Origin of the sequence: Psychromonas marina (assembly GCF_030161115.1) — a bacterium.
Lineage (GTDB): Bacteria > Pseudomonadota > Gammaproteobacteria > Enterobacterales > Psychromonadaceae > Psychromonas > Psychromonas marina.
In genome coordinates this window covers 171,287-195,820 of sequence record NZ_BSPQ01000004.1, presented here as the reverse complement: position 1 = coordinate 195,820, position 24,534 = coordinate 171,287, and the positions used below count along the sequence as shown (strand labels likewise).

Genomic DNA, 24,534 nt, shown 5'->3' with positions numbered 1-24,534 from the left:
TAAATAATAAAGCCGCCTAATAACATTGTAAAGAGTAGGGATTAATTTAACCTAATGTCATGCACATGCTTTTTGAAAAACGATAGATTCAGTCTCGTTAAGTATTGTTAATATTTTTACTACGTAACCTGTCGCGGTAATTTTGTTTGGCAAACTTCTGTAAATCTTCCACATGATCACTTTCATCAACAATCTCTCTACCTAGCAGGGTTTCGATCACATCCTCCAAGGTCACCACACCAGCAGTTTGCCCAAATCTATCTTCTACTAAAAATAGATGTTCATGGCGCTTTATAAAGAGATCTAACAACTGTAAAACAGGAAAGTTTTCTGAAATACGCTGAATTGGCATCTTCAATTCACTTAAGCATAGCTCCCCCATCCCTTGTCGCTCTGATTCATATAATTGCGTTTTGATGATAATGCCGGTTATATCATCAACATCATTGTCATAGAGAGGAATACGGGTAAAGTTTTGGGTCTTTTCCGCCTCTAATGCCTCTTTAACAGAACATTGTTCAGGTAGCGCATGCATTACTGTTCGCGGGGTTAAAATATCTTTTATTTTAGTTTCTCGTAATTTTAAAATATTTTCTACAAGCCTATTTTCCTGCGTTGCAATCGCCCCCTCTTTATAACTTAACGTAGTAAAGGCTAATACCTCCTCACGACTGATAAGATTTTTTTTATCGCGACTAATTAAGCGCGTTAATAATGTCGACAACCAAACTAATGGAAAGACCAGTTTTATCAAAAGCGTAATGATATAAGCAGATGGAATGGCTAGCTGTTTCCAAAATGTAGCACCAATTGTTTTAGGGATAATTTCAGAAAAATATAAGATTGCGAGGGTTAATAAAAATGCAATTAGCGTTTCCCACTGCTCTCCATAGAGTCGAATAGCTTGAGCGCCGACACCAGCTGCACCCATGGTATGGGCAAAGGTATTAAGGATTAATATACTAGAAATTGACTGATCTAACTTTGTTTTTACTTTCGCCAAAACTTTCGCCTGACGCGGCTTTTTATTTTGTAACTGCGCGATAAAAGTCGGTGTTACTGAAAGTAATACAGCTTCCAAAACAGAACACAAAAATGAAACACCGATGGCAATAAATAGATAGGTTATCAATAAAGTCATTAAGTTAATCCACCTCTAATTCAGTAAATTTAATGCTTATAATAAAGGATAAAAAAAACAAATAGCAACAAAATCATGATTATTTATTTTTCAAATAACAGCTGTTTAAGTAACAATAAACCTTGATCATCATCGCTTAAGCTACCAGCAATTGATAACTGTTCAATCAACGTTTCCTGCCAGCCGAGCCTTTCAAAAGCAAGGCTAAAACTACCTGCTTGTGCATCATCAGGGGGGAAATTTATCCATCGCTGCTGCTCTATTAAATACAGATCATTCAACGTTAGTTGTAAGTTTTTAAGCTGCAGTGGCAATGCACTGTTAGCGCTGTAAACAGAGATATTATCTAACTTCAGTTGCTTTATTAACAACACTTGTAGCGGTAATAATTCGTTTTTCTGCTGTTCATCAGAGATATTTTGTTGTTCAGCAGGCATTAACCAAGTAGGGATGTCGATGCTCATATCATGGGCAAGTAACGAATGTAGCGTTACCTGTTGAACGCTAACGCTCGGCTTTGGCAACAACTTAATATCTAGCACCGCATCCGCTTGCATCGCTAAACTGCCAGAAAAGGCATCGATATTGAGATGCTCTAGCAACAATCTGTTTTTATTAAACTGAAGTCCTAATTGCAACGCATCAACGGTTATTAGTTGTTGTGCAGACAACCCCGTCACGATACTGCTCGTTGTAATATCGAGCTTAGCCTGACGTTGTAATAGATCCCCTTGCGCTGATAGCTGCAAATTATCTATCTGTAACTGCTGTTGTGGTGCCTGTAACTGTAGATGTTTAAAGGCCAATGTAATGTCTGCATTAACGGGAACAAGTTGTAATTGTTGATTATTAATAACCAATAGATCCTGCAGTTCAAGTTGCCCACCTTCGAGCATTAAGCGCTGACCTTGATGCTCGATAACACCATTAACCGCACTAATATTAAGACGATTAATATGCAATCGTTGCCACGCTAACTTTTGTAACTTAACACTGTTCTGAGGGGGTACATTGTCATTTTCACTGACTGTTTGCGTTGTTGTTGCTAATCCAAACAGCGGTTTATCAACCTCAACACCACTTATATTAATACTTTTTATTGCTAACAGACGTTGCCACAACTCTAATTTATCGACTTCAATATCGAGCTTTTCTATGCGCATCACACGCTGCTGTTGCTGATATAGAGTTACCCCTATTAAAGAGAAACGTTTTTCTGCAAGCCAATGATTTTCAATGCTTTGGAATCGAACATCATAACCCGTTGATTGTTTAATCTGATCACTTGCCCAATCCCTGTAGTCATTAACATCAAAAAGAGCGATAAAACTGATCACTAACGCAATCAACAATACCAACAACAAGGATATCGCGATAAAAAAACGTTTCATGTTAAGCATCATCATTAAGCATGTGCATATTGCTGATTTTCACCCAACCAACGAGTGGTAAGTGCAGGGATTAGGTGTGCTTGCTCTGCTACGATTGTTTGTGCTAATTGCAGAGAATAAGGCACTAACGCTTGGTCGCGCAATAGATCCGCAATCTTGAATTGTGCGACGCCTGTTTGCTTGGTCCCTAACACTTCACCGGGCCCACGAATCAATAAATCTTGCTCGGAGATATAAAAACCATCGTTACTTTCGCGCAAAATTTGCAGTCGCTTTTTAGCGGTTAATGACAACGGGTTTTTATACAATAAAACACAGTGGCTAGCGACACTGCCACGCCCTACTCGCCCACGTAACTGATGTAATTGTGAAAGCCCTAAACGCTCAGGGTTTTCAATAATCATCAAACTTGCGTTAGGCACATCAACCCCAACTTCGATCACCGTGGTTGCAACAAGCAGATCTAACTCCCCCGCTTTGAAGGCATCCATCACATATTGTTTTTCATTACCTTTCATACGCCCATGCACTAATCCAATACGCAGGTCGGTTAAACTAAGTTGCAGATCATTGGCAGTATCTTCTGCCGCTTGGCACTCTAATGCTTCCGACTCTTCAATCAGGGTACAAACCCAATAAACTTGTCGCCCCTCATTTTTGCAAGACTGGTATACCCGTTTAATAATATCCTCACGTCTTGTATCGGCTAATGCAACGGTTTGCACTGCAGTACGTCCCGGCGGCAGTTCATCAATCACCGATACTTTCAAATCCGCATAAGCGGTCATCGCCAAGGTACGTGGGATAGGCGTTGCCGTCATGGTCAATTGGTGTGGCGCAAAACCAGTTGATAAACCTTTCTCTCGCAACGCTAAACGCTGATGAACACCAAAACGATGCTGCTCATCAACAATAATTAGTGCAAGGTTGTTAAAAATAACATTATCGGAAAATAGTGCATGAGTACCAACCACCATTTTCGAGAGACCAAGTTGTATATTTTCAGTTTGTGAACGCTTCTCTTTTACTTTCATTTTTCCCGACAGCATACCCACTCGAATACCAAGAGGCTCAAACCATTTTTGAAAGTTAATATAATGTTGTTCCGCTAGCAATTCAGTGGGTGCCATTAATGCGACTTGATAACCCGACTCGATAACACTTAACGCAGCAAGTGCGGCTACTAATGTTTTACCTGAGCCTACGTCCCCCTGTACTAAACGCATCATCGGATAGGCTTGCTGTAGATCTTGCTGAATCTCTTGGGCAACACGTGTTTGCGCATTAGTGGGCATAAAACCAAGGTTTTCTAATAGCTTCTCTTGTAGTGCAGGCTCATTTTCAATGATAATTGATGGCTGTGATTGTGCGGTAGCACGCATCGATAACATACTTAACTGTTGCGCAATTAACTCTTCAATAATTAGGCGCTGTTGTGCTGGGTGGGTTTTATTTTCAAGTTGCTCAATATTGGCATCGGGCGGCGGTTGATGCAGATAAAAAAGAGCATCCTGCAAACTAATAGGGTGACTCAGTAACTGCGTAGGTAATAGCTCATCAATGCTATTTTGTTTAAGCATCTCTATCGCTTGCACAGCGAGTTTACGTAAGCTGTTCTGCTTTAACCCCTCTGTCATCGGATAGATTGGCGTTAACATCTCCTGCGCTTGTGATTGTTCGCGCTGTTGAATCAAGGTGTATTCAGGATGAGTGACCTCAATACCTTGATAGCCGCGTTTAAATTCACCAAAGCATTTAATTAACATCCCTTCTTTAAGCGTGTTTTTTTGTGAGGCGTTAAAATGGAAAAAATTAAGTGTTACCCTACCTGTCTCATCACCTATCTGGCATTTAAGGATGCGTCGCTTCCCCATCTGCACATTACAGCTAATAATGCGCCCTTGTACGCTCACTTGCATCCCATCTTTTAATTCGCCGATGGGATAAATAGAGGCTCTATCTTGATAATGCAATGGTAAATGAAACAACAAATCAGCAACACTAAATAGGCCAAGCTTCTCCAATCGCTCAGACATTTTAATACCTACACCATCTAATGCACTTAAAGGCACCTTTTCTAGTTTCATTTTTTATCCCGATTGACTACGCTTTACTTACATTATTACTCTAAGTAACAGAGATAACTACTTTACACTGTTTATAAAGGAACTATAAATGCGTTTTATTATTTCTCTGATCCTTATTAGCTTTAGCATGCCGAGCTTTACCGAAGAGAGCGCTGTAGATGAGCGTTTTATAGAAGAGCAGCAATTACAGACAGTAGGCTTTTCTATTACTCCTCATAAACCAACCTACCTTATCCCTTTTTCCTTTAATGATAAAATTCAGTCATATGATGCCTACCCTAAAGATGAAAATGGTAGTAATGATCTACAACAGCTTGAATTGGAGTTTCAAATTAGCTTTAAAATACCGGTTGTCGTTGATATTGCAGACCTGCCTCTTTCGCTTTACTTTGCTTATACACAAGTCTCTTTTTGGCAAGCCTATAACTCCGAACTCTCCGCACCTTTTCGAGAAACAAATTACGAGCCAGAGATGTTTTTTCGTTGGCAACAACATTACGATATCGGTTTAGGCTGGGAATTTAAGCTTGCCACTTTTGGTTTCACCCATCAATCAAATGGTCGTTCATCTGAGTTATCGAGAGGTTGGAATAGACTTAATGGTAATGTCGTTATCGCGAACGGAAACTTGGCCGTTGACTTCACACCTTGGTACCGATTTGAGCAATCAGCAAGCAGAGATGATAACCCTGATCTACTCGATTATTATGGACATGGGAAAATAACATTGGCCTATAAACTGAATAATCATAAGTTTTCTTTTATGAGTAGAAACAATCTAGAGAGTGGTTTTAGTAAGGGAGCGATGGCTGCTACATGGAGCTTTCCAATCCACAATAAAATCCATGGCTACTTAAAAGTATTCAGTGGTTATGGTAATAGCATGATTGAATATGATGAATATACCAATACCATCGGCATTGGTATATCACTCACAGATTGGTTGTAACAACCTAAATAGTATATATCAGCCAATCACTAACCATAATGCAACACCTAACATCATACTGCCTGCAATACGGTTCATCAGTTTCACATTATTTTTTTTCTGTAGCAGTACACGCAAAGCACGACCTCCCGTTGCATACATCAGCAGGCAAATCAGTTCTAAAGTAAGAATAATAGCGATCAGAAGTGTCGCTTGAGGCATTAATGGTTTATCCATAATAATAAATGGTGGTAACAGAGAGAGGATAAACACCCACCCTTTAGGATTAGCGATAGCAGTCACTAATCCTTGAAGTGCAAGGTTCATTGGCGAGATATTTTGTGCATTAGTAGAATCAAGGTCAATCGCCATTTTACCTTTACTACGCCACAGACCAATACCGAGATAACACAAATATGCTCCACCACCGTATTTCAATGCGATAAATAAACTAGGATAAGTTAGTAATAGTGTTGCAACCCCCAACAAGGCAGATAATGCAACAATGCCGACACCGATCAACTCACCAACGACCATCCACAAGCTACGTTTGACGCCAATCGTCATACCTAACGTTAATGCTAAGGTCATACATAAACCTGGTGTTGCAGAAACTGCAAAAAAAGTAATAATAAATAAGATGAGAGATGAGCTGTCCATTTGATGACCTTAAAGGTTAAAGTGCATTTAAAAAAGAGTGCCTAAACGATAAAAAACACCAATATATAAATTATAATGCTGTTTGCACTTCATAAAATGGCATTATATAACATCAGTTAAGATAATAAATGCGCATCATTGACTCACAAGTTTTTATTAATAGCCTGCCCCACCGGATTAGGATTGCAGATAATCATAAAGACGCTACGCTAATGCTTAACTCAATGACTAACCATAATGATTTTTCATTTTGTAATAGGGATATATGTTGAACTTGAAAATGTTATCTAAACAAAGCTTGTATACATTGGTTCATGATAGCGATAGTACAAAAGGACGGCTTTTTGCCCTCTCTATTCAGCTACTCATTATCCTCTCTCTAATCTCTTTTTCGATAGAGACATTGCCCGATCTCTCCGCGCTACAGCGCAGTTATCTACATTATATTGAAATCGCAGTTGTTATCTTGTTTAGTGTTGAATATTTACTCAGGATTTATGTCGCAAAAAATAGGCTCGCTTATATTTTCAGTTTTTATGGGACGATCGATTTATTAGCGATTCTGCCTTTTTATATCGCTTCAGGGTTGGATCTACGGACGGTGCGTTTGTTCCGCTTATTAAGACTACTGCAGATTTTTAAGCTGTTTAAATACAGTAAAGCATTACAACGTTTTCAGCGCGCTTTTAATTTAGTCAAAGAGGAGATGTTCGTTTTTGGTGTGATTGCGATGATCATGCTCTACCTTTCAGCAGTGGGCATCTATTATTTTGAAAATGCAGTACAGCCTGAGTTATTTCAATCTATCTTTCATAGTTTATGGTGGGCATTAACCACGCTCACAACCGTTGGTTATGGAGATATGTTTCCCATTACTGTTGGCGGTAAAATATTTACTTTTTTTGTACTGCTTGTGGGATTAGGGATAGTGGCAGTGCCAACAGGTTTAATTGCTACGGCATTATCACAAACACGTACTGAAGAAGATAAAAAAGTAGAAAAATAGGCGCGACCTAAGCAACGCCAACTATCATAGTTTCAAAGAGTTATTTACAGGGGCAATTTACAGGGAAATAGTGTCAGTAAAAGTATTATATTTACTAACACTATTTTATTGTGATACCTATTTATTAGCTATAACCCTATAACAATCGGTTATTTTCAAGCCTGATTAACAGGCTCAGCAACATCCGAATCAGGTACACCAATAGTCTCTTTTATTAGACTATGATTGCCCATCAAAAGATCATTTAAGGTGCCCTCTTTACCATCCACTAGGCCCAATTCTCGCACCATTGCATCAACCATTGGCGCTTGTGCTCTATAACTCAATGCCGCACCGGTAATCTGTTCCGCTAAACCACCATTAGCCGTGCCAGATGTTGCAACAGTACCGCCAGTTGCATTACCTCCATAGCCTTGTAATATTTTAATGCCCTCAATGTTTTCTAACGGTTTTACAGAGTTAGCGACTATCTCGGGTAACACTTTTAACATCGCTAATGTTCTTTGCAGATCAACTTGCTCGTCACGTAAACTATTTTCCGCTTCGTATAATACGCGCTTACCTTCAGCTTCAACCGCATATACTTGTGCATCAGCATCCGCTTGTAATTTTTTAGCATCAGCACTGGCTTTCGCTTCAATCAATACCGCAGAGGCTTTATCTTCAGCAGCTTGTTTATCTGCCTGCGCTTGCACCGTAATACTAACCGCTTCACGCTCTGCCACTTTTTTAGCATCGATAACGTCAATCTCTTTACTACGGTTTGCTTGTGCGACCTCTTTCGCAGTAATAACGGCTTCCTCTTTTTCTACCTTATCTTTTTCTGCATCAGCAGCTTTTGCACGAGCGGCCGACTCTTCCTCAGACTTTTCTGCAATCGCAATACGTTTATCTTGCTCAGAAACCTCTATATCACGCTGCTGCTGAATTTTAGCCTGCTCTAGGGTTTTATATTTTTCAATTTCTTGGGACTCAATATGGCGCGCTTTCTCAATCTCTGATAGTTCGACGGCACGTTGCTTGGCAATCTCAGCTTGACGCTCTTCTTGTTCACTGACCTCACGCTGCTTAACAATGGCCGCCTTTTGTTCAACACGTCTAAACTCTAAGGCCTGTTCTTGCACGATCTGCGCTTCTTCAGTTTCTTTTTTGATGGTCAGCGATAGTTTTTCAGCTTCTAGATTACGTTGTTCAATCAAGATCCGACTTTCTTGTTCAATATCGTTAGTTTCTTTACGTTTTCTTTCGATTATTTGCGTTAATCTTGCACGCCCCTCGGCATCAAAAGCATTGTTTTCATTGAAGTATTTAAGTTCTGTTTGATCAAATCCGGTTAATGACACCGATTCTAATTCAAGACCATTTTTTTCAAGGTCATTAGCCACACTTTGTTGTACTTTTTGCACAAATTCCGCACGTTGCTCATGCATCTCAATCATGGTCATTTCAGCGGCAACGGCACGTAATACATCAACAAACTTAGATTCCATTAATATTTTAAGCTCTTCTACACGCATCGTACGTGTACCCAATGTTTGGGCGGCCATTGATATTCCTTCAGAATGTGGCGCGACTCGCAGGTAAAAGTCCGATTTTACATCGACACGCATTCTATCCTTGGTGATCAGTGCATCTTTTTGGGTTTTCTCGACCTCAATACGCAAGGTATTCATATTGACAGGGATGGTTTCATGAATGACGGGTAACACAACTGCCCCACCATCTTTAACCACTTTCTCGCCACCCATACCGGTTCGTACAAAGGCAATCTCTTTTGTTGCCCGCGTGTATAACTTGGCAAAGATCAGTCCTATCGTTAAGAAAGCGATAAACGCAATACCCGAGATAATTAAAATAAACTGCAGATTTGCGTCAATATTAAAATCCATTTAGTTGTTACTCCTTGATTAAAGTGTTGATAATTATTGAATATATTTACAAGCCTCTATGAAGGCTCAAACTCGATAGCTAACCAGCTACGTGATAGTTTTTTAATTAAGATAACTTGGGTACCTTGCATAAATTCCTGCCCTTGCACCTCTGGCTCAACCATTAAATAGTGTTTTTGATGAAAATCATCATGCAACACCGCTTCTGCAGCACTGCCTTTACGCGCTTTGCCGACCGTAATCGTGGCAATTTTCCCAGTAAAGGAGTCTGATGAGATAGCAGAGCTTTCGTTCGTTGGCATGATGGTTGCTATTTTCCCCCCAAGAATACGGCAGCTAAAAATGGCAATAATAAGCGCAATAGGGAAACTTAATAGGGTAGGTAAAATAACAATAAAATTAATTGATAGTCCGGCAATACCAAAGCTAGTTAAAAACAGTATCAACCAAACCAAAACGGGTAAACGTGAGAGATAAAGCCAGCCTAATACACCACTTAATCCGCCTGAGGGTAATGTCGCATCAACATCAATATCGAACGAGAACATATCATCAAACGCACTTGCCATGCTCAAGCCGATCACCAGACCAATACCTTCTAAGAGCGCCAAGCCCATTACAAAAAATAGTGCGCAAGAATATAGGATATTAAATTCGGATATAAAAAATGAGAACAAGTAACCTCCACAATCATGTCAAATAATAATCAAAAACAAGGTATGATGAAGATACCAATTACTACTAATCTATTATGTCGCATAACTCACAGTTCACATATCTAAACGGATACAAGTTAAAAATTATCACTTTGAAAGGGCTTACATATAAAAAGAGTGCTTTAATGACATGCATGTAATTGATTATTAGCGATTACAATTTTATCGATGAAGATTGCTGAGGGACAAGCGTAACTTAGCGAGGGGCTCTTAGCAGTGTTTTATTAGGTGAATTTACGACAATAAAATAAAACGAGACGCTGCTATTGTTTCGACAATACAGCGTCTAAAATTACACTTACAATTCGATGACTAAATCAGACATTGCTTTACTGCTACAACTTAATACATAACCCTGCGCGATTTGCTCAGCAGTTAATGTGGCAGTACTTGAGCTTTCGACTTGCCCTGTGACTTTACATTTACACGCACCACAAACACCGGTACGACAAGCTGCAATAATAGGTACCCCAGCTGCCTCTAATGCATTAAGCAAAGGCTTATCACTATTAATAACAAAGTTTTTACCATGTTGCGGTGCAATACCTTGATAACTCACGCCATTATCTGATTGCTCAGTAGTAGTCTCATTTTCAGCAACAAAGCTCTCTTTATGGAAAAGATCCATATTGAAACCACGTTGCTCAGCGAGGTTTTCAACCACTTGCATATAAGGCGTTGGACCACAGGTAAAAATAGTTTTGCCATTGACATCATTAACCAACTGAGTAAAGTTTTCAGCGTTTAAACGCCCTTCCATAAACTCGCTGTTATCTGTCTGCTCTAAAATAAATGAGAGACGGAAGTTAGCATGTTGTGCATCTAATTCTTTTAACGTAGTCGCCATAATGATATCGGCTTCACTACGTGCGCTATAGATAAAGTGAATGTTTACTTTTTGCTGTGTATCTAATAACCAACGTGCCATCGACATACAGGGTGTAATCCCACTGCCGGCACTCATTAATAGGATATCAGCGCTCACCGGATTATTTTCAATCGTGAAACTACCCGCTGGTGCCATCGCAGGCAAAGCCATCCCTGCTTGCAGGTGATCCAGAAGATAATTTGATACCTTACCACCCACAACACGCTTGATGGTCACAGCAACAGATTCAGGTTTTGACGGGGTTGATGAAAGTGAATAAGCGCGATGCTCAACTTCACCCGCAACATCAACTTCGAAAGTAAGAAACTGTCCCGCTTGGTATTCAAAAGCTGCATCATCTAATTTTTTAAATTCAAAGGTGGTTGCATCTGATGTTTCATCAATACGCTTGGTACAGATAAGTGGTTCAAATAATGATTGCATTGCTATTCCTATAAAAAGCGTAAATCAGTGCAAGCCGATACCTTACAAGATATCGGTTTGCATTTAATGGAGGTTAATCGATTGCTAACCTATTTAGCCAACATCGTTTTTAGATCTGATTCAACATCAGTAATCATGGTGAGACCAAACTGCTCGTTTAATACGTTCAGTAGGTTGTCGGTTAAGAACGCAGGTTTGCTTGGTCCAACACGAATGTTTTTCACACCAAGTGACAATAGTGTTAATAAAACCACGATCGCTTTTTGTTCAAACCAGCTAAGTACAAGACTAAGAGGCAACTCATTAACGCCACAATCAAAGGCTTCAGCTAGCGCTAATGCGAGTTGGATTGCAGAGTATGAATCGTTACATTGGCCAACATCTAATAAACGTGGAATACCATTAATATCGCCAAAGTTAAGTTTATTAAATTTAAACTTGCCACAAGCAAGCGTTAAAATAAGACAGTCTTCAGGGATCGCTTTAGTTAAATCGGTGTAATAACTACGCTCCTCTTTGTCACCATCACAACCACCAACCAAGAAGAAGTGCTTGATGTTGCCAGCTTTAACTTGTTCGATAACAGCAGGCGCAGCATTCATCAGTGCATTACGACCAAAACCAACGGTAATTTCGTGTGGAATTTCAGAGTATTTAAAACCATCTTGCGCTAATGCAGATTCAATCACTTCGCTAAAGTCAGTACCTTCAATATGTTTTACTCCAGGCCAGCCAACAATACTACGCGTAAAGATGCGGTCGCTATAATCACCTACATTAGGATCGATTAAACAGTTTGAGGTCATTACGATTGGGCCAGGAAAGCTTGCGAACTCTTTCTGCTGGTTTTGCCATGCTGTGCCGTAGTTTGCAATCAAGTGAGGGTATTTTTTCAAACCAGGGTAACCGTGAGCAGGTAACATTTCACCATTGGTATAAACGTTAATACCAGTGCCTTGTGTTTGCTCTAAAATCATCTCTAAATCACATAGGTCGTGACCTGAAACTAAGATCGCTTTACCAGCAACTGATTTAACATTCACCGTTGTTGGTGTTGGGTGACCATATTTAGTGGTTTCGCCATGATCTAACATCTCCATCACTTTGTAGTTCATCGCACCAATCGTCATGCTCATTTCAAGCAATTTACCCAGATCGTCAGAGTCTGTTGCAAGCCAAGCGAAAATACCGTGGAACTGAGCGTTGATAGCCTCATCATTTTGACCAAGTATATGCGCATGCTCCATGTAAGCCGCAGCCCCTTTAAGGCCGTATAAACAAAGTAAACGTAAGCCCATGATATCTTCGCTAACCAGTTCTTTACCACGGTTAACAGCAACAGATTCTGCTTGTTGAAGTAATGCTTCACGGCTATTGGCTAAGATAAATGCAGTCACTTTTGTCGCTTCAGCAGGTTTTTGACCAGCAATTAAACATGCCGCTTCATATTTTTCTTTAAGCTGTTCGCGGTAAGTTTGTGCTTGATAAGCGTAACCTTCAATACGGTCTGCTTCGAAATTTACATTGGTTAATGTCGCGAAAAAGGCTTTTGGTACAAAGGCATCTATTTCAGCATCAATGATATTAAACTCACGCGCTTTTTCAGCGTAAAAAGAGGTACCTTGTAATGCGTAGATAAGAAGATCCTGCAGATCAGAGACCTCTTCTGTTTTACCACACATACCTTGAGAATAAGAACAGCCAGAAGCCGCTGGCGTCACAATTGTTTGTTCACATTGAATACAAAACATAATAGTTTCCTTTGTCATCACTAAAACCTTGTAATGAACAAGGTCAATAAAGTATTAAATTAATAATTTTAAGAGCAGGAAAATACCATAGTGATTTAGTCAACTATTGATCTAGATTGGTTTTTGAATGGTTAACGCTAAACCCGAGTAAATTAGTCAGGTAAATAATAATAACTACTATTTAAAAGACAAAAACAGATGTAATAACACTAAAGTGAACAAGGTTTTAGGAGCGGTTAAAGCAGAGGATTGTTATTCATTTAATGGTAATAACCGTTATAACATCAAGGCTAGCAAGGTTATAACGGTTATTACGTAGAGGTTGGAAATATTAAAAGTTTACTTTCAAACAAGAAACGGCGTGGGTGATACTGCCTTGTAATCTTGGTCTCGTTTGTGCGCAACTTTCATCAGCTAACGGGCAACGTGTTCTAAAAACACAACCTGATGGCGGATTCATCGGCGAGGGTAACTCTCCTTCCAACATCTCTATTTTTTTAGCACGCTCAATACGTGGATCAGGAATCGGTACCGCTGACATTAAAGCGCGGGTATAGGGATGTTTAGGATCGTTAAATAGCGCTTTAGACTCTCCCATCTCTACTTCATTACCTAAGTACATTACCAAAACACGATCGGAAATATGCTTAACAATCGAAAGGTCATGAGCAATAAACACTAAACTCAACCCCATCTCCTGTTGTAGCTCTTTGAGTAGATTGATCACCTGTGCTTGAATCGATACGTCTAATGCTGAAACGGGTTCATCACAGATAATCATTTTCGGTTTCAAAATAAGCGCACGCGCAATCCCGATGCGCTGACATTGCCCCCCCGAAAACTCGTGAGGATAACGATTAATTACATTAGGTAATAAACCAACCTTATCCATCATCTGTTTAACTTGATCTTTCACTTCCGTTTTTGAAAGTTTAGGATAAAAGGTTTTTAATGGCTCAGCGATAATATCGCCAACGGTCATACGAGGATTGAGTGATGCAAGTGGATCTTGAAAGATCATCTGCATATCTTTACGCGTTTCACGACGTTCCTCTTTAGAAAGCTTAGTAACATCGTCACCGAGCCACACAACTTGCCCCTCTGTCGCTTCAACTAGACCAATAATTGCGCGCGCAAAAGTAGATTTACCACAGCCTGATTCGCCAACAACACCGAGTGTTTCACCCTGATAAAGTTGAATATCAACACCATCAACCGCTTTTAACTTACCAGGTTTAGCCCATGGCCAAAGCGATTTAGACTCAATATCAAAATGTACCTTTAGGTTTTTAACATCAAGTAGTAACTCTTTTTCAAGTGGCTTTTCATTTTTCATTTCAATGCTCATTTGTCCCAGCTCTCCCAGTCAGAGAAACACGCGCGTTCTCTACCATCAGCAAACATCTCTAAAGGTGGAGCATCGGTTGAACAACGATCTAACACACGATGACAGCGATCTTGATAAGGACAGCCCGGTGGTAGTCGTAATAAATTCGGCGGATTACCAGCAATCGTTGGTAATATTTCGCCCTCTGTATCTAAACGTGGGATCGCTTTTAGTAGGCCTTCTGAATAAGGATGGCTTGGCTGATAGAAAATTTCATCAACCGTTGCATACTCCATGGTGCGTCCAGCATACATCACTAATACTTTGTCACATGAACCCGCTACGACACCTAAATCATGGGTGATCATAATAATCGCGGTATTAAATTTATCTTTTAATTCGTTTAATAGATCCATTATTTGCGCTTGTACGGTCACATCTAGCGCCGTGGTTGGCTCATCAGCAATTAGTAATTTAGGACGGCATAACAGTGCCATCGCAATCATCACACGCTGGCGCATTCCACCAGAAAACTCATGTGGGTACATGGTAATACGCTCACGCGCTTCAGGAATTTTAACCGCTTCAAGCATCGCAACCGATTCTTCAAATGCAGCTTTTCTGCTAGCGCCTTTATGTAGCATCAGCACTTCCATCAACTGTTCACTGACCTTCATGTACGGATTCAGAGAGGTCATCGGGTCTTGAAAAATCATCGCTATTTGTTCAGCACGAATTTTATTCAGTTTCTTTTCTGGTAAGTTTAAAATCTCATTACCTTCAAATTTTGCACTACCAGAGATGATGCCGTTTTTAGCTAATAGGCCCATAATCGCGAATACAGTTTGAGATTTTCCCGAACCTGACTCGCCTACAATACCTAATGTCTCACCCTGTTTAAGTGAAAAATTAAGATCATTTACCGCAGTCACGTTGCCATCTGGCGTCGTAAACTCAACGCGTAAATCTTTTACATCCAATAAATTCATCGTTAGTCCCTTATCTATCTTTTGGATCTAACGCATCACGCAGACCGTCACCAATATAATTAAAACAAAATAGCGTCACAACCATGAAAGCGGCAGGAAATGAAAGTTGCCATATCGCGATCTCCATCGTTTGTGCGCCCTCTTGCAACAACGCGCCCCAACTAGTCATCGGCTCTTGTACACCTAATCCTAAGAAGCTAAGGAATGATTCCGTTAAAATCATGCTTGGCACTAATAGCGTTGAATACACTGCCACAATGCCTAATACATTAGGGATAATATGACGACGAATAATATTCCATTGGCTAACACCCGATACATGCGCTGCTTCAATAAACTCTTTGTTACGCAAACTTAATGTTTGTCCGCGCACAATGCGCGCCATATCCAGCCAAGCAATGGCACCAATCGCAATAAAAATAAGATAGATGTTTCGACCAAAAAAGGTCACCAATACAATCACTAAGAACATGAATGGGATCGAGTATAAAATCTCTAAGATACGCATCATCATGCGGTCAACACGTCCGCCAATAAAACCAGAGGTTGCGCCATATACGGTACCAATTACCACCGCGACTAACGCGCCTAATACACCTACCATCAATGAGATTTGTCCGCCTAGTAAAGTACGCACGAATAGGTCACGGCCTAAACTATCGGTACCAAACAGGTGTTCTGCTGATGGTGCAGCATGCATCGCATACCAATCGGTATCATCAAACGCATATTGACTTAATAGGGGAGCAATAATCACTGACAGAGTAATTAATACTAATATGACCAGGCTCACCATTGCCGCTTTGTTACGCATAAAACGCATACGTGCGTCTTGCCATAAACTACGCCCTTCAATTTCCAGGTTTTCTGAGAATTTCTCAAGCGCGTCTATATTTTCTTTTTTAGTTATCATAGGTTCCGTCCTTAATAGCGAATTTTAGGATCAACATACGCTAGCAGAATATCTACAATGGCATTGAAGAGAATAAATAAGAAACCAATTAAAATGGTCACGCCCATTACTAATGAGTAATCACGATTGAAGGCTGCATTAACAAATAGCTTACCAATTCCTGGTAAACCAAAGATGGTTTCAATCACTACCGAGCCGGTAATAATACCCACGAATGCAGGTCCCATATAGGAGATAACTGGCAACATAGCAGGCTTAAGCGCATGTTTAACAACGATATAACTGTAGCTAAGGCCTTTCGCACGTGCAGTACGAATAAAGTTACTGTTTAATACTTCAATCATGCTACCACGGGTAATACGAGCAAAAGTAGCGACATACATCATTGCCATACCTAATACAGGCAGAACCATATATTGCAACGAACCATCTAACCACCCGCCGGCAGGAAACCATCCTAAACCGATTGAGAATATATAAATTAATACTGGTGCAAGTACAAATGAGGGCATCACAATGCCCAACATGGCGGTGGACATAACAGCATAATCTAACCAACTATTTTGCCGTAACGCAGCGAGAGTCCCCACAGAGACACCAAATACAACCGCAAAAATAAATGCCAGTGCACCAATTTTTGCTGAAACAGGCAATGCACTCACAACGAGCTCATTAACTGTAAAATCTTTATATTTAAAAGAGGGTCCTAAATCGCCCTGTAACACATTAGTTAGATAAGTTGTGTATTGATCAAACACCGGTTTATCTAAACCATATTTAGCATTGATGTTCGCCATCACTTGAGGGGGTAAGGTACGTTCGCTAGAGAAAGGACTGCCGGGTGCAAAACGCATTAAAAAGAATGACACGGTTATTAGAATAAGCATCGTTGGAATCGCTTCTAATATCCGCTTAAGGATAAATTTAAACATAGTAGACTCAGTGTAAGGTAGCTATTTTGGCAATACCCTATTTAGCAAGCGAGTATTAGCTTGCTAAAAAAGGATATCGTCAATAATTAATAATGAAGAAAGGAACTACTTCTGAATGATGTACATATCTTTCGAGTAGAGTTTATCTTCAGCATTATTTTCAGCATAACCACCAACTGCAGGGTTAAGCAGACGCGCTGTTACATATTGGTAGATAGGCGCTAGTGGCATATCGTCCGCAAGTAATTGCTCCTGTGCGTAATACAATTTTTCACGCTGAGCGTCATCTGTTGTTTCAACTGCATCTTTCACTAACTTATCGTAAGCAGCGCTTTTGTAATGAATACCACCAGTCGTATTTTTACCTTCCATTAACGAAGTGAACGTAGAAGCTTCATTGTAGTCACCACACCAACCTGCACGTGCTGCTTCAAAATCACCCTGTTTTTTCGTTTCTAGGTACGTTTTCCACTCTTGGTTTTCAAGTACAACTTCAACACCTAAGCTTTTCTTCCACATTGAACCAATCGCAACGGCGATTTTTTTATGGTTTTCACTGGTGTTGTACAGAAGTGTAAACTTAAGAGGGTTAGCTTTGTTGTAACCAGCTTCTTCTAATAGTTGTTTTGCTTTAGCAATACGCTCTTTTTGAGAAAGTTTGCCGTAAGCAGGTAGTTCAGGGCTGAAGCCCGCTACAATTTCAGGTGTAAGGAAGTAAGCAGGTTTTTGACCTTGACCTAAAATAGCATTTGCCACGATATCGCGGTCGATTGCATAAGAGATAGCTTTACGAACACGCACGTCATCGAAAGGCGCTTTATGTGTATTAAAGTTGTAGTAGTAAGTACATAAGTTACCTTTAATCGCTAAAGATTCTGGATGCTCTTTTTGTAGGCGTCTGAAATGTTCATTAGGTAATTCATTGGTAATATCGATTTCACCAGAAAGGAAACGGTTCATCTCTGCGACTTGGTTTTCGATTGGTAAGAAAGTCACTTTAGTTAATACCGTATTAGCATTATCCCAATATTGTGTATTTGGCACTAATTCAATGCGTTCATTAACAACCCAATTGTTTACAACAAATGCGCCATTACCGACAAAGTTTTCAGGCTTAGTCCATTTATCACCAAATTTTTCTACCGTTGCTTTATGTACAGGTTTTACGGTTGTGTGACCCATCATCATTACAAAATAAGGTACTGCACTTTCTAATGACACTTCGAAGGTATAATCATCAACTGCTTTTACGCCTAATGTTGATTTGTCTTTTTTTCCTGCAATGATGTCCGATGCATTTTGCATTGTCGTCATTTCAAGGTACCACGAATATGGTGATGCTGTATTTGGATCAACGGCACGTTGGAAGCTATAAACAAAATCATGTGCTGTTACAGGGTCACCATTTGACCATTTAGCATCTTTACGAAGATTGAAAGTGAAAGTTTTGTTATCGGCTGTTGTCCAAGACTCAGCAACACCAGGAATTGTTTTACCGTCAGCATCTTGATTCACTAAACCTTCTAAAAGATCGCGAATAACGTGAGACTCTGGCACACCTTCTGTTTTATGTGGGTCAAGAGAAGCTACTTCTGTACCGTTACCACGAACAAGCTCTTGCTTTGCAGCTAATTTAACGCCTTCTGGTACAACGGCTGCTTGTGCAGCAAAACTTGCGCCGATTAAAGTTGTTGCCAATAATGCGGTGCTTAATAGTGATCTTTTGAATTGCATAATTATGTCCTTATAATATTTAGTCCGTATAACTAGCATGTAAAAAATAATCTTTTATAGCAACAAAAATCAAACTGTTCGCTGAATATTCGATCAATAAATGACATATATTAATATTTAGAGAGATAATTCAGTCTGAAAATTAAACACATAAGCGATAAAAATTGCAAAAGGCAAAATATTTAGCCGCTACATATGAAAAAGAGATGTAGCTAAAAACCGACACAAATGAATGAACATTCATTTGTGATGCTTAAAAATGCAAGCGCTTTCAAGCATTAACTTGCAAGGAGAGTGGCAACATTAAAGATTCAGCAATTGGGAATATTGAAATAAAATTATACACATGGGTAATATGAGTACTTTATTTTACTAAAGATAGAAACAGTCAGATGGTTAAAAAAAATAATAATTGGGTATGATATACCTTACATTTCACTCACTAATTCCGCGATAAAAAGGTCTCTTTTATTGGCAGTTACCGTTTTAATACCTTTATTAAGCGATGACCATTGTGGATAAGAGTGTAATTTACGCAGATGACTGCTCCACTTTTTGGGTAAATTATCAGCCGTTATTTTTAGGTTACTGTGCAATGCAATTTTATCAAAGCTAGCATGCCCACGTTGCTGTAAAGTCCCTAAAAGCTTAAGTTGTCTTAACCATAATACTTGTAATGTAGCATCATCAACACACAGGTAGCGCTTACCTTTTATTTTTGCTTGTATCTCATCATAGTAACGTTGTTTAACACTCCACAACGCCCCCACAACACCACCACTTAAAGCAGCTGCGCCTAACGTAATACCACCAACCGCAACATCAACCGCAACGCCAATACCGGCGCCCTTGGCAATATTGCCACCCAGTGAAATGCCAAACTCTTGTAAATTTTCACTGGAAAACAGATCTAACTCCCACTCGCCCTGCTGCACCGGTAACGCTTCATTGTGTAAATCACTTTGTCGGAATTGGTATAGCTGTAAAAGCTGCTTAACACACTGGCTTTCTGCTCGGCGTACCGATTGTTGTAATAACTGAGTCTGAGTAGCAATTGCTGATTCGCTATTATCAGCTTCATAACGAACACAAGCTGCTTCTATAAATAGATTAGCAACCAACTGTTTAGCACTATTAAAGGTCTCTACCCACTGTGACTCACGCAGGGCAATCAGTTCAGCTAATAATTGCTCTTTATCCGCTAAAAGAGTTTGCATTTTTTGGTAGATTTTTAATTCATCGGAGAATTTAAAATGGACATTATCAAAGGCGACATAAGCATGAAAATTGAGACGAGCTAACTGTCTTTTCCATGGTTCAATATTTTCTCCGCCCTGCTCAGTAAAATTAAGCACGGGAATAACCGGTTTAGCGGCATAACTTAATATCTTCAGTTCATCGAGATATTTACCTAAAATAGGTTCTCGTAGATCAATCACATAACATATAAGATCGTTATTAAGCAAAGCACGTAAGACTTTTGCTTCTTGCTGTAACTCTGGGTAATCCGCAAGGTTATTCAAAAAATCATGCAGACGCTCAATACCATCATTATGTTTATGTTCAACATCGCTATTTAAGATATGCAATAGTGCGATGGAGTCTTCCAAGCCTGGAGTATCAAATAGCGATAAACGTTTACTTTCATCGATTAATAAAGCGCCCCCCTCTACATGTCGAGTAGTGCCGGCTTGATCTGCCACTTCACCAAACTCACTATCACGTAATAAAGTACGCATTAAAGAGGTTTTACCCGCGTTGGCATGACCCACAACAGCAACCGAAAGATCACTCATTGTTATCCCCTTTAACCTCAATATGTACAATATTATCCAACTCAATACCAACGCTATCAGCAAACTGATACCAATCATTATCACGCTGAGTCGCCGTGCTATTTTCGACAATAAGAAACAGATACAACGGCTTATCTGTCAGCGATATTAACTGACTTACAAAACGTTTTAGGCCCCTATCTGGAACACGCCTTAATGCAACATACAGAGCAATTTCATTACAACTCGTTTGCCCTATCTCTGAAAGCAACAACTGCTGTGTTGAGTGCTCGCATGCATTGATAATATTAATCACAGCATCGGGATCATTATCTTGTAAATGCAGCTGAGCAAGAGACAACTGCTGACTTGATAACTCAATCGCTGCTGGATAATAGTCTCTTGGTAGATGTTCTCTGTGCCGATGCTGGTAGTGACTATCATTAGCTTCGGTTATAAAATTATCTTCATCATCTGCATCTTGAATGCCTAAGGTAGTTTTGTTCGGTTTTAATCGCTGTCTTAACTGCACATAATAGGGAAGACTCAGATCTAAAGAGTACTTTTTCATCGCCCGTTTTGATTGGTAGGACATCGCCACCAATAATATTAAACGCGGTATTATGCCATATAGTAACAAGCTGCTAATAAGTAGACTTGACCAAGCTAGTCGTCTACTTTCAGGATCAAATAAATTTTCAGTGCCTACATGGCTTTGCTGGATCTGTTCAATATTGGGCACAGTAAAGCCAATCTGTTGTGGAAAATAAGCCAGTAATTGAGTAAGCGATTGAAAGGAATCAGAAGATAAGATACTGGTCTGCCATACAAAATCAACCTGATGAGTAGCAAGCATCACCACAGACATTAAGGTCGCGCCAGTAAAATAGCTTAACCACAACAGATGGGTTAATTTAGATAATTGATAGCGCCCTAAATTTTTTGAAAAGTGCAGTTCAAAATAACAACTAAATAACGACCAGTAGCCAGGACGTTTAAGTTGTTGTTTATTGAATTTTCGCTCAAACAATTTAAGCAGCGATAAACTGAATTTACTTAAACTACTATTTTCTAAAACACTAGGCTTCAAAAATAGCGCTATCCAAGCACAAAACATTAATAGATTAGGGATAAAAAACAGCGCAAAGGCCCAAAAGAAGTTAACTGAAGTCAGTTGCTCAGTAAACAACATTTTCTTCACTGCTAATCCACCAAGAATAAATAATAGGAAAGCAAATAAACTATATAAGTTTTTAGTAAGCTTTTGAAAGTGCTTAAAAAGAGGTGTTAGCTGCAGGGTGATATCAAGCTCTTCTGCGCGTTCAAATAGCAGAGCTTCAAAGCTTTTATTTTTGCTTTTTATAAACTGGGTAGGTTGATTAGGTGATGCGCCCTCAATCGCGCGCACCCCCTCAACTAATAGACGAGACTCAAATTGGCTCAATCAAAATTTCCTATTTTTTAGTAGAACGAATCGCTTCCCACCAGTCATCAGAAGCATCAATTTGCCCCTCATCATCAAGTGGTGGATAAGGTAACTTCTTCTCTTTGCACAATTTAGTGAAAATAGGATGACCACCTTCAAACAGGATACGGTGAGACTCTTGTGCTGCTAATCGACATTCGCCCTTATACATTCCAGCTTGCTCACGCTGACGCTGCGCTTCATACAATATTAAAGCAGAGGCAACAGAGACGTTTAAAGATTGACACATACCTACCATTGGAATAATAACGTCTTGATCAGCAAGCTCTAGCGCCTCATCACTTATGCCCGTTTTTTCTTGGCCTAATAAAATAGCCGTTGGCTTAGTATAATCAACTTCTCGAAAATCTATTGCGTTGTCAGACAGATTAGTCGCAATTATCTGCATGCCTTGATCACGTAATGCCTGTATTGCCTCAGCAGTTGTTTCGTGAGAATGAACATTTACCCAGTTTTGACTTCCTGTCGCACTTTTATTGCCAGCAAGACGCATCGCTTTATCTTCCCAAGTTGCATGCACATCACTTACGCCAACAGCGTCAGCAGTGCGAACAATAGCTGCGAGGTTATGCGGTTTATGAACTCGCTCTAATAAAACGGTTAATTCAGGTTGGCGATGTTCTAGCATGCTAGTAATACGAGCAAAGCGTTCAGGGGACATAATAACTCTCAAATAAAATGTTCAAAATAGCTATTATAAAGCAGATCAGAAAAGAGGCAAAGCGCCTCTTTCGTTAAACATGTTAACTGTTGATATTAACAAGATAGAAAGCTGTCTGGATTTAATTTAATCTCGCAACGCAATGTAATTACTACGCGCATAATCTGGTCTCGCAGCTTTAAGCTGATTAGCTTGTTCTTCCGTCAATTTACCGGCAGGTAAACCAAGTACACGATAGGTTAATAATTCACGAGCATCAACCGCGATAGATAGTTTAATAATACGCCCACTGCCTTTGATCTCTTGGGTCTCAAATGCAGGTACCAATACACCTGACTTAAGTAGGTTACTAACGGCTAGTTCACGCATTGGCAGTGCTAACACATTTTTTTGTTGGATAATAAACTCACGTAATACTGCTTTTTCTTGAAAGTCTAAACGACGGATCATCAAGCTACGACTTGTGCACTCTTTTCGTTTACAAACTTCGGTTTTTAAATAACTGAAAAGCCAAATAACGGCACGCGCAATTAAGAAAGAGCCTGTTAATAGTGTTAATGTAAAAATATAAGGGGTATAACTGTCTGACCAACTAACCGCATCAGAAAATTGTGCTACAGAAGGTGGTGCAATCAATAGCGATGCACAAGCGATGCACATCCAAGCCATTGTCAGTGTAATACTTTGCTGATCTTTTACACGTTGAAATAATTGCATCATAATAAGCTCCTTGCCAAAAAATTGTTGTCACGACGCATATAAAGCAAAAGGTATGCCAGTGTATTTAAATACGGGAAAATTAATATGAATTTTAGAGATTTAGAATATTTGATTGCACTTGAGGAGTTAAAACATTTCCGTAAAGCGGCAGAAAAATGTTTTGTTAGTCAACCAACCTTAAGTGGTCAAATTCGTAAACTAGAAGATGAACTAAATGTACAGTTAATGGAGCGTTCATCTAGAAAGGTTATCTTTACTCAGGCAGGTCTAGAGATAGTGGCTAAAGCTAAGACTATTTTACTCGAAGCTAAATCCCTCAAAGAAATTGCAAAAAGTCATAATGAACCGATGCAAGGTACTTTACACATTGGTTTAATCCCAACAGTTGCTCCCTATTTGTTACCCGTTATAATTCCAGCAATCAAGGAAGCCTTTCCTGATTTGGAGCTATATCTTCATGAGAATCAAACCCACATATTACTTAAACAGTTAGAAGAGGGAGATCTTGATTGCTTAATGTTAGCACTACTACCTGGAATGGAATCATTTAAGAAAGTTAATTTATATGAAGAACCCTTAGAATTAGCGTTATCAGATCAGCATGAGTGGTCTACACAGCGTGAAGTCGATTTACATGAATTAAGTGGAGAGCATGTATTAATGCTTGCAGACGGGCATTGTTTACGCGATCAAGCAATGGGTTTTTGTTTTGCTGCGGGTGCAATCGAAGATAATAGCTTTAAAGCTACAAGCTTAGAAACGCTGCGTCACATGATAAGTGCAGATAATGGATTAACGTTATTGCCCCAACTCGCGATTCCTCTTAATCGCCATCAATCGGGCGTTAAGTACATCCCTTTTAAATCACCGTCCCCAAGTCGTACTATCAGTTTGTTAAGCCGTAAAAATAGTGTCAGACAACTATGTTTTGATCAGTTAGCAGAGTTAATTAATAAAGCAGTACAAGCAAGATTGGATGAATATTAGTGGTTAGTGGTTAGTGGTTAGTGCACACTAAAAACCATTATAATTTAAATGCAAAGTATAAAGGTATTTGTATGGGTTTGATTTTGAACTTGCTAACGACAGACAGCTAAAAACTAATTACTTTCTTAC

20 protein-coding genes are annotated in these 24,534 nt (G+C 39.5%); 3 read left to right on the top strand and 17 right to left on the bottom strand.

The window, feature by feature from the left end; all coding sequences use genetic code 11:
- Positions 1 to 97: 97 nt before the first annotated feature.
- The 3 genes from QQK09_RS08410 to recG form a co-directional block, all read right to left on the bottom strand.
- Positions 98 to 1,141, bottom strand: a complete 1,044-nt coding sequence (locus QQK09_RS08410; protein WP_284203679.1) for a CNNM domain-containing protein — start codon at positions 1,139 to 1,141, stop codon at positions 98 to 100.
- Between the two features lie 83 nt (positions 1,142 to 1,224).
- Positions 1,225 to 2,532, bottom strand: coding sequence for an AsmA family protein (locus tag QQK09_RS08405; RefSeq protein ID WP_284203678.1), 1,308 nt, complete (start codon positions 2,530 to 2,532; stop codon positions 1,225 to 1,227).
- Between the two features lie 14 nt (positions 2,533 to 2,546).
- On the bottom strand, positions 2,547 to 4,619 hold the full coding sequence (gene recG, locus QQK09_RS08400; RefSeq protein WP_284203677.1) for an ATP-dependent DNA helicase RecG: 2,073 nt from the start codon (positions 4,617 to 4,619) through the stop codon (positions 2,547 to 2,549).
- 88 nt (positions 4,620 to 4,707) lie between these two features.
- Here recG and QQK09_RS08395 point away from each other — a divergent pair, with 88 nt between their 5' ends.
- Positions 4,708 to 5,568: a phospholipase A gene (locus QQK09_RS08395; protein ID WP_284203676.1), complete on the top strand. Its 861-nt coding sequence runs from the start codon at positions 4,708 to 4,710 to the stop codon at positions 5,566 to 5,568.
- 18 nt (positions 5,569 to 5,586) lie between these two features.
- On the opposite strand, the gene QQK09_RS08390 is transcribed toward QQK09_RS08395, so the two are convergent.
- Positions 5,587 to 6,207 (bottom strand): LysE family translocator, encoded by a 621-nt coding sequence (locus tag QQK09_RS08390; protein ID WP_284203675.1) that lies wholly within the window; start codon positions 6,205 to 6,207, stop codon positions 5,587 to 5,589.
- A gap of 265 nt (positions 6,208 to 6,472) precedes the next feature.
- On the opposite strand from QQK09_RS08390, the gene QQK09_RS08385 reads away from it, so the two are divergent.
- Positions 6,473 to 7,213: an ion transporter gene (locus tag QQK09_RS08385; protein WP_284203674.1), complete on the top strand. Its 741-nt coding sequence runs from the start codon at positions 6,473 to 6,475 to the stop codon at positions 7,211 to 7,213.
- Positions 7,214 to 7,368: 155 nt separating this feature from the next.
- On the opposite strand, the gene QQK09_RS08380 is transcribed toward QQK09_RS08385, so the two are convergent.
- From QQK09_RS08380 to QQK09_RS08320, 13 genes are all read right to left on the bottom strand, one after another.
- Positions 7,369 to 9,102 (bottom strand): flotillin family protein, encoded by a 1,734-nt coding sequence (locus QQK09_RS08380; RefSeq protein ID WP_284203673.1) that lies wholly within the window; start codon positions 9,100 to 9,102, stop codon positions 7,369 to 7,371.
- Between the two features lie 56 nt (positions 9,103 to 9,158).
- The gene (locus QQK09_RS08375) at positions 9,159 to 9,779 is read right to left on the bottom strand and encodes a YqiJ family protein (RefSeq protein WP_284203672.1); all 621 of its coding nucleotides are present in this window, start codon (positions 9,777 to 9,779) and stop codon (positions 9,159 to 9,161) included.
- A gap of 337 nt (positions 9,780 to 10,116) precedes the next feature.
- A complete protein-coding gene (locus QQK09_RS08370; RefSeq protein ID WP_284203671.1) occupies positions 10,117 to 11,130 on the bottom strand; it encodes an FAD-binding oxidoreductase in 1,014 nt (337 codons plus the stop codon).
- An 89-nt stretch (positions 11,131 to 11,219) separates the two neighbouring features.
- Positions 11,220 to 12,881, bottom strand: coding sequence for a hydroxylamine reductase (gene hcp / locus QQK09_RS08365; protein WP_284203670.1), 1,662 nt, complete (start codon positions 12,879 to 12,881; stop codon positions 11,220 to 11,222).
- A 331-nt stretch (positions 12,882 to 13,212) separates the two neighbouring features.
- Positions 13,213 to 14,229, bottom strand: a complete 1,017-nt coding sequence (gene oppF, locus QQK09_RS08360; RefSeq protein WP_284203669.1) for a murein tripeptide/oligopeptide ABC transporter ATP binding protein OppF — start codon at positions 14,227 to 14,229, stop codon at positions 13,213 to 13,215.
- Complete coding sequence (locus QQK09_RS08355; protein WP_284203668.1) at positions 14,226 to 15,197, bottom strand: ABC transporter ATP-binding protein; 972 nt, start codon at positions 15,195 to 15,197, stop codon at positions 14,226 to 14,228. Before QQK09_RS08355 ends, oppF begins: the two co-directional genes overlap by 4 nt.
- Positions 15,198 to 15,207: 10 nt before the next feature.
- Positions 15,208 to 16,110, bottom strand: coding sequence for an oligopeptide ABC transporter permease OppC (gene oppC, locus QQK09_RS08350; protein ID WP_284203667.1), 903 nt, complete (start codon positions 16,108 to 16,110; stop codon positions 15,208 to 15,210).
- Between the two features lie 11 nt (positions 16,111 to 16,121).
- Entirely contained in the window at positions 16,122 to 17,042 is a 921-nt protein-coding gene (oppB, locus tag QQK09_RS08345) for an oligopeptide ABC transporter permease OppB (protein ID WP_284203666.1), read from the bottom strand.
- A gap of 105 nt (positions 17,043 to 17,147) precedes the next feature.
- Positions 17,148 to 18,776 carry an ABC transporter substrate-binding protein gene (locus QQK09_RS08340; RefSeq protein ID WP_284203665.1) on the bottom strand — a complete coding sequence of 543 codons (1,629 nt, stop codon included), beginning with the start codon at positions 18,774 to 18,776 and terminating at the stop codon, positions 17,148 to 17,150.
- Between the two features lie 428 nt (positions 18,777 to 19,204).
- Positions 19,205 to 20,572, bottom strand: coding sequence for a GTPase/DUF3482 domain-containing protein (locus tag QQK09_RS08335; protein WP_284203664.1), 1,368 nt, complete (start codon positions 20,570 to 20,572; stop codon positions 19,205 to 19,207).
- Positions 20,565 to 21,995, bottom strand: a complete 1,431-nt coding sequence (locus QQK09_RS08330) for a DUF2868 domain-containing protein (RefSeq protein WP_284203663.1) — start codon at positions 21,993 to 21,995, stop codon at positions 20,565 to 20,567. The genes QQK09_RS08335 and QQK09_RS08330 overlap by 8 nt, the downstream gene beginning before the upstream one ends.
- Positions 21,996 to 22,005: 10 nt before the next feature.
- Entirely contained in the window at positions 22,006 to 22,698 is a 693-nt protein-coding gene (gene trmH / locus QQK09_RS08325) for a tRNA (guanosine(18)-2'-O)-methyltransferase TrmH (RefSeq protein ID WP_284203662.1), read from the bottom strand.
- A 126-nt stretch (positions 22,699 to 22,824) separates the two neighbouring features.
- Positions 22,825 to 23,418: a superinfection exclusion B family protein gene (locus tag QQK09_RS08320; protein WP_284203661.1), complete on the bottom strand. Its 594-nt coding sequence runs from the start codon at positions 23,416 to 23,418 to the stop codon at positions 22,825 to 22,827.
- An 84-nt stretch (positions 23,419 to 23,502) separates the two neighbouring features.
- On the opposite strand from QQK09_RS08320, the gene oxyR reads away from it, so the two are divergent.
- Positions 23,503 to 24,405, top strand: coding sequence for a DNA-binding transcriptional regulator OxyR (gene oxyR, locus QQK09_RS08315; protein ID WP_284203660.1), 903 nt, complete (start codon positions 23,503 to 23,505; stop codon positions 24,403 to 24,405).
- Positions 24,406 to 24,534 lie beyond the last annotated feature (129 nt).